The sequence below is a fragment of the Bacillus sp. PS237 genome, assembly GCF_037963345.1.
In the GTDB taxonomy this organism is placed as follows: Bacteria; Bacillota; Bacilli; order Bacillales; family Bacillaceae; genus Bacillus; species Bacillus subtilis.
The window spans coordinates 398,100-412,054 of record NZ_CP150156.1; the positions used below are offsets into that span (position 1 = coordinate 398,100).

The following is a 13,955-nucleotide window of genomic DNA, read 5'->3' on the forward strand; positions in this document are numbered from 1 at the left end:
AGGGAATTACAGAAGGCGGGAGCGAAACATATGAGTCAATTTAGCAAGGATCAGGTTCAAGATATGTATTACCTATCGCCGATGCAGGAAGGGATGCTTTTTCATGCCATCCTGAATCCCGGCCAAAGCTTTTACCTTGAACAAATCACGATGAAAGTAAAAGGCAGCTTGAATATCAAATGTCTTGAAGAAAGCATGAATGTGATCATGGACCGGTACGATGTATTTCGTACCGTGTTCATTCACGAAAAAGTAAAAAGGCCTGTCCAAGTCGTATTGAAAAAACGGCAGTTCCATATAGAAGAAATCGATCTGACACACTTAACGGGCAGCGAGCAAACAGCCAAAATCAATGAGTACAAAGAACAGGATAAGATCAGGGGTTTTGATTTGACGCGGGATATTCCGATGCGGGCAGCCATTTTCAAGAAAGCTGAAGAAAGCTTTGAATGGGTGTGGAGCTACCACCACATTATTTTGGACGGATGGTGCTTCGGCATCGTCGTACAGGATCTATTTAAGGTATACAATGCTCTGCGCGAACAAAAGCCGTACAGCCTGCCGCCCGTCAAACCGTATAAAGACTACATCAAGTGGCTTGAAAAGCAGGATAAACAAGCATCACTGCGTTACTGGCGCGAATATTTAGAGGGCTTTGAAGGACAAACGACGTTTGCGGAGCAAAGAAAGAAACAAAAGGACGGCTATGAGCCGAAAGAGCTGCTCTTTTCACTGTCGGAGGCGGAAACAAAGGCCTTTACCGAGCTTGCAAAATCGCAGCATACCACTTTGAGTACGGCGCTGCAGGCAGTCTGGAGCGTATTGATCAGCCGCTATCAGCAGTCTGGCGATTTGGCCTTCGGTACAGTTGTTTCAGGGCGTCCCGCGGAAATCAAAGGCGTTGAACATATGGTCGGGCTGTTTATCAACGTTGTCCCGAGACGTGTGAAGCTGTCTGAGGGTATCACATTTAACGGCTTGCTCAAGCGGCTGCAGGAGCAATCGCTGCAGTCCGAGCCGCATCAATATGTGCCGCTTTATGACATCCAAAGCCAGGCCGATCAGCCGAAACTGATTGACCACATCATTGTTTTTGAGAACTATCCGCTTCAGGATGCGAAAAATGAAGAAAGCAGTGAAAACGGCTTTGATATGGTGGATGTTCATGTTTTTGAGAAGTCGAATTATGATCTCAACCTGATGGCTTCCCCGGGAGATGAGATGCTGATTAAGCTTGCCTATAATGAGAATGTGTTTGATGAGGCGTTTATCCTGCGCTTGAAATCTCAGCTTCTTACAGCAATTCAGCAGCTCATCCAGAATCCTGATCAGCCTGTCAGCACGATCAACCTCGTTGACGACAGGGAGAGAGAATTTTTGCTAACCGGCTTAAACCCGCCGGCTCAAGCTCATGAAACAAAGCCTCTGACGTATTGGTTCAAGGAAGCAGTGAACGCCAATCCGGATGCACCGGCGCTTACGTATTCCGGCCAGACCCTGTCTTATCGCGAATTAGATGAGGAAGCGAACCGCATTGCACGCCGGCTGCAAAAACACGGTGCGGGCAAAGGCTCTGTTGTAGCGCTGTACACGAAGCGCTCACTTGAACTGGTGATCGGCATTCTCGGTGTATTAAAGGCGGGAGCAGCCTATCTGCCGGTTGATCCGAAGCTGCCAGAGGACCGAATCTCGTATATGCTGGCTGACAGTGCGGCAGCCTGTCTTCTGACGCATCAGGAGATGAAAGAACAAGCGGCTGAGCTGCCGTATACAGGCACAACGCTCTTCATTGATGATCAAACACGGTTTGAAGAACAGGCAAGCGATCCTGCAACCGCGATTGATCCTAATGATCCGGCATATATCATGTACACGTCCGGCACAACCGGAAAGCCAAAGGGCAATATCACCACTCATGCCAATATTCAAGGATTGGTCAAGCATGTAGACTACATGGCATTTTCTGATCAGGATACGTTCTTGTCTGTTTCGAATTACGCCTTTGATGCATTTACCTTTGATTTCTATGCTTCTATGCTGAATGCGGCACGGCTCATTATCGCAGATGAACATACGCTGCTTGATACAGAACGGCTCACAGATCTGATCCTGCAAGAGAATGTCAATGTCATGTTTGCGACAACCGCACTATTTAATCTTCTCACAGATGCGGGAGAGGATTGGATGAAGGGGCTTCGCTGTATATTATTCGGCGGAGAGCGCGCGTCAGTGCCTCATGTCAGAAAAGCGCTGCGGATCATGGGGCCGGGCAAGCTGATTAACTGCTACGGGCCGACTGAGGGAACAGTGTTTGCGACAGCTCACGTCGTGCATGATCTGCCGGATTCCATCTCCTCATTGCCGATCGGAAAGCCGATCAGCAATGCCAGTGTTTATATTCTGAATGAGCAAAGCCAGCTCCAGCCATTCGGGGCGGTCGGTGAACTGTGCATCAGCGGAATGGGCGTGTCAAAAGGGTATGTAAATCGTGCTGACCTCACGAAGGAAAAGTTTATCGAGAACCCGTTCAAGCCGGGAGAAACGCTTTACCGTACAGGGGATTTAGCGCGCTGGCTGCCGGATGGAACGATTGAATACGCCGGCCGTATTGACGACCAGGTCAAAATACGCGGACACCGGATTGAGCTTGAAGAAATCGAAAAGCAGCTGCAGGAATACCCAGGTGTGAAAGATGCGGTCGTTGTGGCGGACCGCCATGAGTCTGGCGATGCATCAATCAATGCCTACCTTGTGAACCGAACGCAGCTTTCAGCTGAAGACGTGAAGGCGCACCTGAAAAAACAGCTTCCTGCTTACATGGTGCCGCAAACCTTTACCTTCTTGGATGAGCTTCCTTTAACGACGAACGGGAAAGTCAATAAACGGCTGCTCCCAAAACCTGATCAGGATCAGCTGGCGGAAGAATGGATTGGACCGCGGAACGAGATGGAAGAAACAATCGCACAAATATGGTCTGAGGTTCTCGGCAGAAAGCAAATTGGCATTCATGACGATTTCTTTGCGCTCGGAGGGCATTCCTTGAAGGCCATGACCGCCGCGTCCCGCATCAAGAAAGAGCTCGGGATTGATCTTCCAGTGAAGCTTTTGTTTGAAGCGCCGACGATCGCCGGCATTTCAGCGTATTTGAAAAACGGGGGCTCTGATGGCTTGCAGGATGTAACGATAATGAATCAGGATCAGGAGCAGATCATTTTCGCATTTCCGCCGGTTCTGGGCTATGGCCTTATGTACCAAAATCTGTCCAGCCGCTTGCCGTCATACAAGCTATGCGCCTTTGATTTTATTGAGGAGGAAGACCGGCTTGACCGCTATGCGGATTTGATCCAGAAGCTGCAGCCGGAAGGGCCTTTAACATTGTTTGGATATTCAGCGGGATGCAGCCTGGCGTTTGAAGCTGCGAAAAAGCTTGAGGAACAAGGCCGTATTGTTCAGCGGATCATCATGGTGGATTCCTATAAAAAACAAGGTGTCAGTGATCTGGACGGACGCACGGTTGAAAGTGATGTCGAAGCGTTGATGAATGTCAATCGGGACAATGAAGCGCTCAACAGCGAAGCCGTCAAACACGGCCTCAAGCAAAAAACACATGCCTTTTACTCATACTACGTCAACCTGATCAGCACAGGCCAGGTGAAAGCAGATATTGATCTGTTGACTTCCGGCGCTGATTTTGACATGCCGGAATGGCTTGCATCATGGGAAGAAGCTACAACAGGTGTTTACCGTGTGAAAAGAGGCTTCGGAACACACGCAGAAATGCTGCAGGGCGAAACGCTAGATAGGAATGCGGAGATTTTGCTCGAATTTCTTAATACACAAACCGTAACGGTTTCATAAATGAAGTGATGAAAGGAGGAGACAGCCAATGAGCCAACTCTTCAAATCATTTGATGCGTCGGAAAAAACACAGCTCATCTGTTTTCCGTTTGCCGGCGGCTATTCGGCGTCGTTTCGCCCTCTCCATGCTTTTTTGCAGGGGGAGTGCGAGATGCTCGCTGCCGAGCCGCCGGGACACGGCACGAATCAAACGTCAGCCATTGAGGATCTCGAAGAGCTGACGGATTTGTACAAGCAAGAACTGAACCTTCGCCCTGATCGGCCGTTTGTGCTGTTCGGACACAGTATGGGCGGAATGATCACCTTCAGGCTGGCGCAAAAGCTTGAGCGTGAAGGCATCTTTCCGCAGGCGGTTATCATTTCTGCAATCCAGCCGCCTCATATTCAGCGGAAGAAAGTGTCCCACCTGCCTGATGATCAGTTTCTCGATCATATTATCCAATTAGGCGGAATGCCCGCAGAGCTTGTTGAAAATAAGGAGGTCATGTCCTTTTTCCTGCCTTCTTTCCGATCAGATTACCGGGCTCTTGAACAATTTGAGCTTTACGATCTGGCCCAGATCCAGTCGCCTGTTCATGTCTTTAACGGGCTTGATGATAAAAAATGCATACGAGATGCGGAAGGGTGGAAGAAGTGGGCAAAAGACATCACATTCCATCAATTTGACGGCGGGCACATGTTCCTGCTGTCACAAACGGAAGAAGTCGCAGAACGGATTTTTGCGATCTTGAATCAGCATCCGATCATTCAACCGTGATCAAAAGCGGACAGCTTCGGCTGTTCCGCTTTTTTTGTGTTGAATGCCAATTTCTGCATGGTATAATAGTCGAAATACTCAAATAAAGGCAGGTCGAAACATGCGCACGTCTCCCAGGATGAAATGGTTTGTATTGCTGTTTACGTTTGTTTTCGCCATCGGAATGAACTCATTCAGAAATTCCTTTCAATTTTTTATGCTGCCAATGGCAGACGCCTTCCATGCCGACAGGTCGCTGATTTCGGTTTCTGTCAGCATTTTTATGATCACAACCGGCATCGTCCAGTTTTTTGTCGGTTTTTTTATCGACCGTTTCAGTGTCAGAAAAATTATGGCGCTGGGAGCTGTTTGCATCAGCGCAAGCTTTTTGGTGCTTCCTTATTCACCGAATGTTCATGTGTTTTCCGCCATTTACGGTGTGCTTGGCGGAATCGGGTATTCCTGCGCGGTCGGCGTGACGACCCAGTATTTCATCAGCTGTTGGTTTGACACACACAAAGGTCTGGCGCTTGCTATTTTGACCAATGCCAACTCTGCGGGCCTGCTGCTTCTCTCGCCCATTTGGGCTGCGGCTCCGTATCATGCCGGCTGGCAGAGCACCTATACCATTTTGGGAATCGTCATGGCGGCTGTTCTGCTGCCGCTCCTCGTCTTTGGGATGAAGCACCCGCCACATGCGCAAGCGGAAACTGTGAAAAAATCTTATGATTGGCGAGGGTTTTGGAACGTGATGAAGCAATCCCGCCTCATTCATATCCTGTACTTCGGCGTGTTTACTTGCGGATTTACAATGGGAATTATTGATGCTCACCTCGTCCCGATACTGAAGGATGCGCATGTCTCTCATGTCAACGGAATGATGGCCGCGTTCGGGGCATTTATCATCATTGGCGGATTATTGGCGGGCTGGCTGTCAGATCTCCTCGGCAGCAGAAGCGTCATGCTATCCATCTTATTTTTCATTCGGCTGCTCAGCCTCATTTGCCTGCTCATTCCCATTCTCGGAATTCATCACAGCGACCTTTGGTACTTCGGGTTTATCCTGTTATTCGGGCTCAGTTACACAGGCGTGATCCCGCTGACCGCGGCGTCAATTTCGGAAAGCTATCAAACAGGATTGATCGGATCGCTGTTAGGCATCAATTTCTTTATCCATCAGGTTGCCGGAGCTCTCAGCGTGTATGCGGGCGGTTTGTTTTTTGACATGACTCATGGTTATTTACTGATTGTCGCTGTGTGCATCGTGTTTGTGGGTTTATCGGCTGTAATAGAGCTGGTGCCGTTTTTAGATAAACAGAAGGCAAAAGAAACCCACCATTCAATATAAAAGGATCAGCACTGTCAATGCTGATCCTTTTTAAATTTGAGTTTTTTTGTTTCGGTATTTTTAAGGATAATCTCCTTGAATCTGTTCATCTCCTCTTCGGAGTGAAAAAAATGTTTGGGGATCGCAATATATTGGCCACTTGATGTATTGACCCTGAAGATATTTTTATATTCGAAAACAGCTGTAATTTCATCCCAATTGAAAATGAGGTCATATTTTTTAGAACATATACGAATTCCTTCTTGGTTCAGAGTATATGTTCTTTTGGATTTCATCCGTTCGTTCTTCTTGTATGCTCTGGAAAACTTCACATATAGAAGAAGGAGGAGCAGCAGTGTAAACAGAACGGACATCACGATAATCAACATACTGTTCATAAACAAGTTAAGCGCGTCACTTCCATAAACGATACGGGGCCATCCGTTAATGAAGTTAACTGCAGCAAATATGGCGCAAAACAATAGAAAGTAAAAGCATGATATTTTTGCGATTTGATAAAAAAAGATTTCTCTTACATCCTTAAAAGTGATTTCTCCTGGAAGATTGATACTTTCACTAGCATATTGAATCATACGGTAAACCTACACCTCTAACCATGTTTTTCCTTTTAGTCTAGCATAATTTCTCATTTTTTTGCAGGCATACCAGGGCGCTTTGTTTTTTTCTCCAGATTGATATTGCTCCCCACCACGCCAATCATAATACAAACAGCCCCGGCAAGATGATACCAGGCCAGGCTTTCGTTGAGAATCACAAATCCTGCAATCATCGTCACAATGGTAGATACATGATTAAAAGCGCTCATTTTAAACGCCTCAATTCGCGACAGCGTATAGTTAGACAGAAATGAAGTGACAAGTGAAGACAGCACGCCCAAATACACAATGGCGAGAACGAAGCCGGGCTCCCGGAACGGCAGAAAATAAGTGCCGACTGTTCCCGCCGCTCCGTGACGCACAAGGGCGATGGCGTTGAAGACGACAAAGCCGATGGCTGACATGATGTAGGTGAGCTCGGTCAGCTTGAACCGCTGCGTCATTTTTCTGGCAGCAGTATTGTACATCGCTGAAGACAAAGCGGACAATAGGATCAGCAAAGACCCTTTTAAGCTGGCTGATTCCACGTCAACGCCTTTCATCACAAAAATAAACATGACGCCGGCAACGGATAAAACCGTGAACCCCTTTTGCGTCCACGTTGGGCGTTCCTTTAAAACATAAGCGGCAAAGACCATCGTGAAAATCGGAATGGCTGCCTGAATAATTCCCGCTTCAGAGGAGGACGAGTACACAAGGCCGAATGCCTGAAAGCTGAAAAATAACGCGGGATACAGCAGGGCGAGCGGCAAAATGTCAATGACGTCCTTTACGCGGATTGATAGCTTTACCCAGCCGAATAAGATCGGTACAGTGGCCGCAGCAAACGCAATGGTGAACCGATGCGCCAAAATATCAAACGGCTCTGCTGTTTGCAGTGCGATTTTTACGAATAGAAAGGATAAACCGATAATGAACGAATATAAAATAGCCGCTATATAAGCGGGGGTTTGCTGATGTTTAACCATAATGGGAAGGGCTCCTTTACCTGAATTGCAGCGCCGGTCGCTCCCTTTATTGTATGGCCGCGGTCAGAACGGTACAATGAGAAAAACAATGAACTGTACCGGTACAAAACAGGGGGAGAAGGCATGGAGAAATATATGAGTCTATTAACGAGGATAGAGGAGATGATGCAAAGCACCTCATATCAAGAAGGAGACAGGCTTCCATCTATCCGTCAGCTGTCCGCCCGCTACCAAGTCAGCAAAAGCACAGTGATCCGCGCGCTGCAGGAGCTGGAAAAGCGCCACCTTATCTATTCTGTTCCGAAAAGCGGCTATTATATTGTGAAAAAGTCAGGGAAATCAAAAAGCGGGCAGCCTGGCCCCATCGACTTTGCCACATCTGCGCCGGATCCCGATGTGTTTCCGTATCTTGATTTTCAGCACTGCATCAACAAAGCGATTGATACATACAAAAACGATTTGTTTATTTATGGGACGCCAAAGGGGCTTCCATCACTCATCCGCGTACTCCGAAAGCTCTTGGCCACTCAACAGGTATTTGCGGATGAACGGCATATTTTCATTACATCAGGTGTCCAGCAGGCGTTATCCTTGCTTTGTGCCATGCCGTTCCCAAATGGGAAAGAGAAGATCGCCATTGAACAGCCGGGCTACCATTTGATGGTCGAACAGCTTGAGACACTTGGGATTCCCGCCATCGGGGTGAAACGAACGGAAGAAGGGCTTGATATAGCCAAGGTTGAGCGGTTATTTCAAACAGAATCGATTAAATTTTTTTATACGATGCCGCGCTTCCATAACCCGCTTGGGTGCTCATTGTCAGAGCGTGATAAACAGGAGCTTGTGAGACTGGCAGAAGCGTATGATGTCTATCTCGTTGAGGATGATTACCTCGGTGATCTGGAGGAAAATAAAAAGGCAGATCCGCTGTACGCATATGATCTGTCCTCACATGTCATCTATTTGAAAAGCTTCTCGAAAATGATGTTCCCCGGCCTCCGCGTGGGGGCGGCTGTTTTGCCCGAAGCGCTGACTGACACGTTCTATGCGTACAAAAAGCTGAACGACATCGACTGTTCGATGATTTCTCAAGCGGCATTGGAGATTTACCTGAAAAGCGGTATGTACGGCAGGCATAAGGAGAAAATCAGAGATTCTTATAAAGAGCGGTCGCTGAGGCTACATCAAGCCATTCGAACTCACAGGCAGCTGGGAAGCGGACGCTTTACGTTCTCCAGCGGGCAGGCACCCTGTATGCACACCCATCTGGTGCTTCCTCAGGATCTGCCCGCCTCAAGAGTGATTCATAGACTGGAAAAACAAGGGGTTCTCCTTGAGGCGATAGACCGTCATTATTTATCAGATTATCCGAAAGAAAATCTATTAAAAATCAATATTTCCAATGTGAAAACGGAAGATATTGAGCGCGGTGTCAAGCTGTTGATGAGCCATTTATAAAAGCTCTTCGTACGAGACCATTGTGATATCCTCGGGGAAATCAGGGTGTACGGCGCATACAGCCATTTTGTAGCCGGGATCGACCTCATACGTTTTGATATAGCATGGGGAATGGCTGTCCGGAAGCTCAATGGATACTTGTCCGTCCTGGTGCAGGCGCACTGAAAAGGAATCAAGCGGAAGCGATAAGCCTTTGCCTTCCTGTTTGATAAAGCTTTCTTTCATTGACCATAGATGATAAAAATAGTCTGTCTGCTCGTCCTTGTCTTTTGCTAAAAGGTCGCTGTACTCTGTTTTTGAAAAGAAGCGCTTGGCGATCTCAAGGCTGATCGGTTTCGTTTTTTCGATATCTATGCCGATCGGCTGTGAATCAAACGCGCAAATGACCCAGCGTCCGGAGTGAGAAATGTTGAAATGAGCGTCGGGAAGATCAGGGATGCACGGCTTCCCGTATTCCTGCGTGCTAAAGCGGATATCGGATTTGTCCAACTGATACTGCCTGCTTATGACTGAGCGAACGAGCACATCTCCCAGCAGGGTGCGGTGAGCATCTTCTTTATGATAAAATCTCCGGCATTTCTCCCGTTTTTCAGGTGATATGAAAGACATGAACCGTTCATTTTCTTCCTGTGAAAGCGGGCGGTCCATATAAATTCCGTAAATCTTCATTCTAGATCCTCCGTCTGCAAAAGATTGTCAAAACCATCCTATCATACTTCCACAAGACTCATATAGAGGAGAAAATAAAAAAACAAAGCCAAGGCGGCTTTGTTTTAGTGTACAGGCGGAGATGCTTTCACTGCGGCTGTCCGCCTTGCCACAGCATAATTCAGCAACTGGATTGACTGGGGCAATGAAAAACGCAAAATAAGTCCGGTGAGGATGGCGGTCAAAATGGTGCCAAAACCGATCGGTCCGCCCATGCCCCATGCCGCAAACAAAATGGTTAATTCCATGCCGTTCCGCACCCATTGCACATTCCAGCCGGTTTTTTCTGTAATCAGCATCATCAGTGAATCACGCGGCCCCGCGCCAAGGCCTGCTGATACATAAACACCGACGCCGTAACCAATCAGCACCACGCCTAGAGAGAAGACGATGATCGAGCCTGTGTAGGTCGAGAGGGCAGGCAGAATGAAATTGAAAAAATCTATAAATACACCAATGAGCACCATATTCAGGAGGGCACCAATTTTCGGCCAAGCTCTCGTAAACAATGACGTGAATCCGACGATGAGCGCTCCAATAATGATGGACCACTGGCCGACGGTAAGCCCGAAGTGCTGAAACAGGCTGTAATGAAATGCATCCCACGGACTAATGCCGAGTGCTTTTCCTTCTATCGTCAGGGATACACCAAAAGCCAAAATGATCAAACCGGCAAAATAAAATGTCCAGCGCAGAACAAGTTCTTGCTTCACGTGAGGTCCCTTCTTTCGTAAAAATCAGTCGATTGTCATTGTAGCACATCTGACAGAAGGGCGGAATAGGCGAAAGGGGCTCAACAAAAAAACAGGGCCGCCGGAGGCGCCCTGTTTCAGCGTGTTGGCAAACCCTTGCATTCGTTGTCAGGCCTGTGCTTCGGTGCTCACGAATTTAACATTAGCTGTGCTCCAATGCTCGCCCTTCCTAGACTTCAAAGGTTTTCAATCACGCTGAAAATCACAAAATCCTAAAACGAATATCGTTTTAGGATTTTGTCAATAATCTGAAACAGGGCGCTGACGCTCTGTTTTTCTTATTACAGCGGGTTCAAAATCCGGTTTAAGAACCGCTGTGTCCGTTCTTCTTTTGGTGCGGAGAAAATTTGCTCCGGCGGTCCCTGCTCCACGATAACGCCGCCGTCGATGAAGATGACTTCATCCGCAACCTCCTGCGCGAACTTGATTTCGTGGGTCACGACGACCATGGTCCAGCCTTCATTGGCCAAGTCCTTGATAACCTTCAGCACCTCTCCGACAAGCTCGGGATCAAGCGCTGAGGTCGGTTCGTCAAACAGCATGAGCTCAGGCTGTATCGCCAGTGCGCGGGCGATGCCGACGCGCTGCTGCTGGCCGCCGGAAAGCTGGAACGGATATAAATCCATTTTGTCCTTCAATCCGACTTTATCAAGAAGCTGAATCGCTTCTTTTCTGACTTCCTCTTTGTTCCGTTTTTGCACCTGAACAGGGCCCTCCATCACGTTTTCGAGGGCTGTGCGGTGCGGGAACAGGTGATACGCCTGAAACACCATTCCGGATTTTCGGCGAAGCTTTAGGATATCCGCCTGTTTCACCTTTTTGGAGAAATCGATGGAGAAATCATCAAATGCAAGCTCTCCGCGATTCGGGATCTCCAGAGCGTTCAGGCAGCGGAGCAGCGTCGTTTTCCCTGAACCTGAAGGCCCAAGTATGGCGATGACTTTTCCTTTTTCAATCTTCATATCTATCTTTTTTAAAATTTCATTTTCACCGAATGATTTGTTTAATCCTTTAACGGTAAGCATACTCGGAACCTCCTTATTTGGCCACGTAGCGGTCAAGACGCCGTTCGATGACATGCTGGACGAGTGAGAGCAGGAAGCAGATAATCCAATAAATAAAGGCTGCTTCAATATAGATCACTAAAATTTGATCAAGATTCCGCGCGCCGATTTCCTGGGCTTTTCTGAACAGCTCAGCGACCAGAATTTGAGAGGCGAGGGATGTATCTTTAATCAGGCTGATAAAGGTATTGGATAATGGCGGGATCGACACACGAAACGCCTGCGGCAAAATGACGCGGAACAGCGTTTTTTGATGTGTCATGCCAATTGTGTAGCCGGCTTCCCATTGCCCTTTCGGCACGGATAAAATAGATGCCCGAATGATTTCAGATGCATAGGCGCCGACGTTTAATGAAAAGGCGATAACTGCGCTTGGAAATGGATCTAATGTGACGTTAAAGGCCGGGAACAGATAGAAAATGATGAACAATTGAACGAGAAGAGGAGTGCCGCGTATTGCGGATACGTATACGCTGAACACCCATCTCAAAGGTCTCACTTTCGACATTCTGGCAAGCGCCGTAATCAGCGCCAGGATCATTCCGAATATAAAGGAAAGAATCGTAAGGGGAATCGTATAGTAGATTCCCCCTGAAAGTATCGGCCAGAATGACTGCTGCACCAGATCCCACGGGATCGCCGTGCCAAGCGTCAATGCCGGCAGATTATTTAGAAACATCTTCGCCGAACCATTTTTTAGAAATTTTAGAAAGAGTCCCGTCCTCTTTCATTTCTTTTAATGCTTTGTTGACTTGATCAACAACCTCGCCGCTTCCTTTACGGAACGTGAAATATGTTGACTGAGGCTCACCTGTTTCAAACGCGATTTTCACGTTTTTATTGCCAGATGTTTTTAAGTAGTTCAATACGGCAAGCTTATCGTTGTATGTCATATCGACGCGGCCTTGCTGGATCATTTGAAGGGCCTGCGCCATGCCTTCAACGCCTTCTACTTTAGCGCCGGCATTTGTAGCTAATTTGTTGTAGTTGCTTGTCAGTGATTGAGCTGACGTTTTTCCTTTTACATCTGCTTCAGACTTAATATCGTTGTTGTCTTTTTTCGTTACGACAACGGCTCTTGATGTTGTGTATTTATCTGAGAAATCATATTTGTCTTCACGATCTGTTTTTCCGACTTGGTTGGCAACAACGTCAAACCGTTTGGAATTCAGGCCGGCAAACATACTGTCCCATTGTGTTTCCTTAAAGTCGACTTTAAGCCCGAGGCGTTTTGCGACTTCTGTGATAACTTCGACATCATAGCCAGTCAGTTTATCAGTGTCTTTGTCGTGGTAAGTGAACGGCTCATATGTTCCTTCCGTTCCGACTGTGAGCACACCTTTTTTCTTAATTGAAGCCCAAAGATCGCCATCTTTGGCATTATCTTTTGACTGATTGTCATTTCCTGCTCCGCAAGCTGCAAGAGCTGCAATACTTACGACCATGAATAAAGCCAATAATGCTTTTTTCATCTTATTCCCCACTTTTCTGGTTGATTTTATTGAAATAAAAAATTAGCTTACAAATCTAAAGGATAACTTTTTTTTAGTATGAGTCAAGTATTTGGTTTTCATAAGACAAAATCTTTTAAAATAAATCCAAAAATTGCTGTGCCGGTTTAGGCAAATAACTGTCCGTTCTCCACATGACAGCCGGTGTCATAATGAAGGGATTATTTTCGATATGGACGGTGTGAACGTGATTTCTCATATGAACGGGAATCATTGTGACAGGCAAAATAGACGCGCCGAATCCGGATGACACGAGGCTGAGCAAAGTTGCAGAGTCGTGGCATTCACAAACAATGCGCGGCTCCAGGTTCAAACGATGAAATTCATTCATGACCTGATTATAGACGCCTTTTCCGTTGACAGGCCGCAGCAGGATCAGCGGAAATGAAGGAATGTCCACCATCTTAATGGTGTCTCCGCACGGATATCCGGCTTCATCTGAAAGCACGAGCACACATGGAATGTCATCAAGCTGCTTGAATTGTACTGTGTCACTTTTGATCAGTGTTGTCGTGACCGCCGCATCGATTTGCCGGCTTTCCAGCAGTTCCAACAGTGTCGCGGGTTCATTTTCCCAAATATTAAAGGTGAGATGGGGGTATCTCTCTTTGATCTGTGTTACTTTTTCAAGCATCAGAGCCGCGCAATAAATCGTTGATCCCACGGCAAGTGTACCGGCTACTTCCTCCTTCAGCTCCTGTACCTCAATGACTGCATCTTCAAACCTATGCAGAATCTCTTTTGCTCTTTTTAGAAAAACAGCTCCTTCATATGTAAGAGTCATTTGTTTTTTCTTGTTACGGTCAAACAGAACAACACCAAGTTCGTCCTCCAGCTGTTTGAGCTGCCTGCTTAAAGGCGGCTGCGCCATGTGAAGCTTTTTGGCTGCGGACGTAATTTTCTGTTCTTGGGCAATGGTAATGAAGTATCGAAGCTGGCGAATATCCAAAAGAAAG

General features: G+C 47.1%; 12 protein-coding genes. 4 read left to right on the forward strand and 8 right to left on the reverse strand.

Going from position 1 to position 13,955, the window contains the following annotated elements; genetic code table 11:
- The first annotated feature begins 30 nt into the window (after positions 1-30).
- The 3 genes from srfAC to NST22_RS02035 all read left to right on the forward strand — a co-directional run bounded on the left by srfAC (position 31) and on the right by NST22_RS02035 (position 5,942).
- Complete coding sequence (gene srfAC / locus NST22_RS02025; RefSeq protein WP_003234570.1) at positions 31-3,858, forward strand: surfactin non-ribosomal peptide synthetase SrfAC; 3,828 nt, start codon at positions 31-33, stop codon at positions 3,856-3,858.
- Between the two features lie 28 nt (positions 3,859-3,886).
- A complete protein-coding gene (gene srfAD / locus NST22_RS02030; RefSeq protein ID WP_003234568.1) occupies positions 3,887-4,615 on the forward strand; it encodes a surfactin biosynthesis thioesterase SrfAD in 729 nt (242 codons plus the stop codon).
- 100 nt (positions 4,616-4,715) lie between these two features.
- On the forward strand, positions 4,716-5,942 hold the full coding sequence (locus NST22_RS02035) for an MFS transporter (protein WP_003246562.1): 1,227 nt from the start codon (positions 4,716-4,718) through the stop codon (positions 5,940-5,942).
- A gap of 14 nt (positions 5,943-5,956) precedes the next feature.
- On the opposite strand, the gene NST22_RS02040 is transcribed toward NST22_RS02035, so the two are convergent.
- Positions 5,957-6,514, reverse strand: a complete 558-nt coding sequence (locus tag NST22_RS02040; RefSeq protein WP_003246703.1) for a YcxB family protein — start codon at positions 6,512-6,514, stop codon at positions 5,957-5,959.
- Between the two features lie 53 nt (positions 6,515-6,567).
- Positions 6,568-7,506: a DMT family transporter gene (locus NST22_RS02045; protein WP_003246664.1), complete on the reverse strand. Its 939-nt coding sequence runs from the start codon at positions 7,504-7,506 to the stop codon at positions 6,568-6,570.
- A 123-nt stretch (positions 7,507-7,629) separates the two neighbouring features.
- Here NST22_RS02045 and NST22_RS02050 point away from each other — a divergent pair, with 123 nt between their 5' ends.
- Entirely contained in the window at positions 7,630-8,964 is a 1,335-nt protein-coding gene (locus tag NST22_RS02050; RefSeq protein ID WP_003246711.1) for a PLP-dependent aminotransferase family protein, read from the forward strand.
- Here NST22_RS02050 and NST22_RS02055 read toward each other — a convergent pair.
- From NST22_RS02055 to bsdA, 6 genes are all read right to left on the reverse strand, one after another.
- On the reverse strand, positions 8,959-9,633 hold the full coding sequence (locus NST22_RS02055) for a 4'-phosphopantetheinyl transferase (RefSeq protein WP_003246659.1): 675 nt from the start codon (positions 9,631-9,633) through the stop codon (positions 8,959-8,961). The genes NST22_RS02050 and NST22_RS02055 overlap by 6 nt on opposite strands.
- 104 nt (positions 9,634-9,737) lie before the next feature.
- Positions 9,738-10,385 (reverse strand): YitT family protein, encoded by a 648-nt coding sequence (locus tag NST22_RS02060; RefSeq protein ID WP_003246558.1) that lies wholly within the window; start codon positions 10,383-10,385, stop codon positions 9,738-9,740.
- Positions 10,386-10,705: 320 nt separating this feature from the next.
- A complete protein-coding gene (gene tcyC / locus NST22_RS02065) occupies positions 10,706-11,449 on the reverse strand; it encodes a cystine ABC transporter ATP-binding protein TcyC (protein ID WP_003246629.1) in 744 nt (247 codons plus the stop codon).
- Between the two features lie 13 nt (positions 11,450-11,462).
- Positions 11,463-12,167 carry a cystine ABC transporter permease TcyB gene (gene tcyB / locus NST22_RS02070; protein WP_003234541.1) on the reverse strand — a complete coding sequence of 235 codons (705 nt, stop codon included), beginning with the start codon at positions 12,165-12,167 and terminating at the stop codon, positions 11,463-11,465.
- Complete coding sequence (gene tcyA / locus NST22_RS02075) at positions 12,154-12,960, reverse strand: cystine ABC transporter substrate-binding lipoprotein TcyA (RefSeq protein WP_003246699.1); 807 nt, start codon at positions 12,958-12,960, stop codon at positions 12,154-12,156. Before tcyA ends, tcyB begins: the two co-directional genes overlap by 14 nt.
- A gap of 115 nt (positions 12,961-13,075) precedes the next feature.
- Positions 13,076-13,948 carry a transcriptional regulator BsdA gene (gene bsdA, locus NST22_RS02080; RefSeq protein WP_003246552.1) on the reverse strand — a complete coding sequence of 291 codons (873 nt, stop codon included), beginning with the start codon at positions 13,946-13,948 and terminating at the stop codon, positions 13,076-13,078.
- Between the last annotated feature and the right edge of the window lie 7 nt (positions 13,949-13,955).

Excerpts from the sequence above, each read along its gene's own strand:
- NST22_RS02050 (WP_003246711.1), top strand. The coding sequence starts at position 7,630 with ATGGAGAAATATATGAGTCTATTAACGAGGATAGAGGAGATGATGCAA.
- tcyA (WP_003246699.1), bottom strand. The coding sequence starts at position 12,960 with ATGAAAAAAGCATTATTGGCTTTATTCATGGTCGTAAGTATTGCAGCT.
- NST22_RS02040 (WP_003246703.1), bottom strand. The coding sequence starts at position 6,514 with ATGATTCAATATGCTAGTGAAAGTATCAATCTTCCAGGAGAAATCACT.
- srfAD (WP_003234568.1), top strand. The coding sequence starts at position 3,887 with ATGAGCCAACTCTTCAAATCATTTGATGCGTCGGAAAAAACACAGCTC.
- NST22_RS02045 (WP_003246664.1), bottom strand. The coding sequence starts at position 7,506 with ATGGTTAAACATCAGCAAACCCCCGCTTATATAGCGGCTATTTTATAT.
- NST22_RS02035 (WP_003246562.1), top strand. The coding sequence starts at position 4,716 with ATGCGCACGTCTCCCAGGATGAAATGGTTTGTATTGCTGTTTACGTTT.
- tcyB (WP_003234541.1), bottom strand. The coding sequence starts at position 12,167 with ATGTTTCTAAATAATCTGCCGGCATTGACGCTTGGCACGGCGATCCCG.
- tcyC (WP_003246629.1), bottom strand. The coding sequence starts at position 11,449 with ATGCTTACCGTTAAAGGATTAAACAAATCATTCGGTGAAAATGAAATT.
- NST22_RS02055 (WP_003246659.1), bottom strand. The coding sequence starts at position 9,633 with ATGAAGATTTACGGAATTTATATGGACCGCCCGCTTTCACAGGAAGAA.
- srfAC (WP_003234570.1), top strand. The coding sequence starts at position 31 with ATGAGTCAATTTAGCAAGGATCAGGTTCAAGATATGTATTACCTATCG.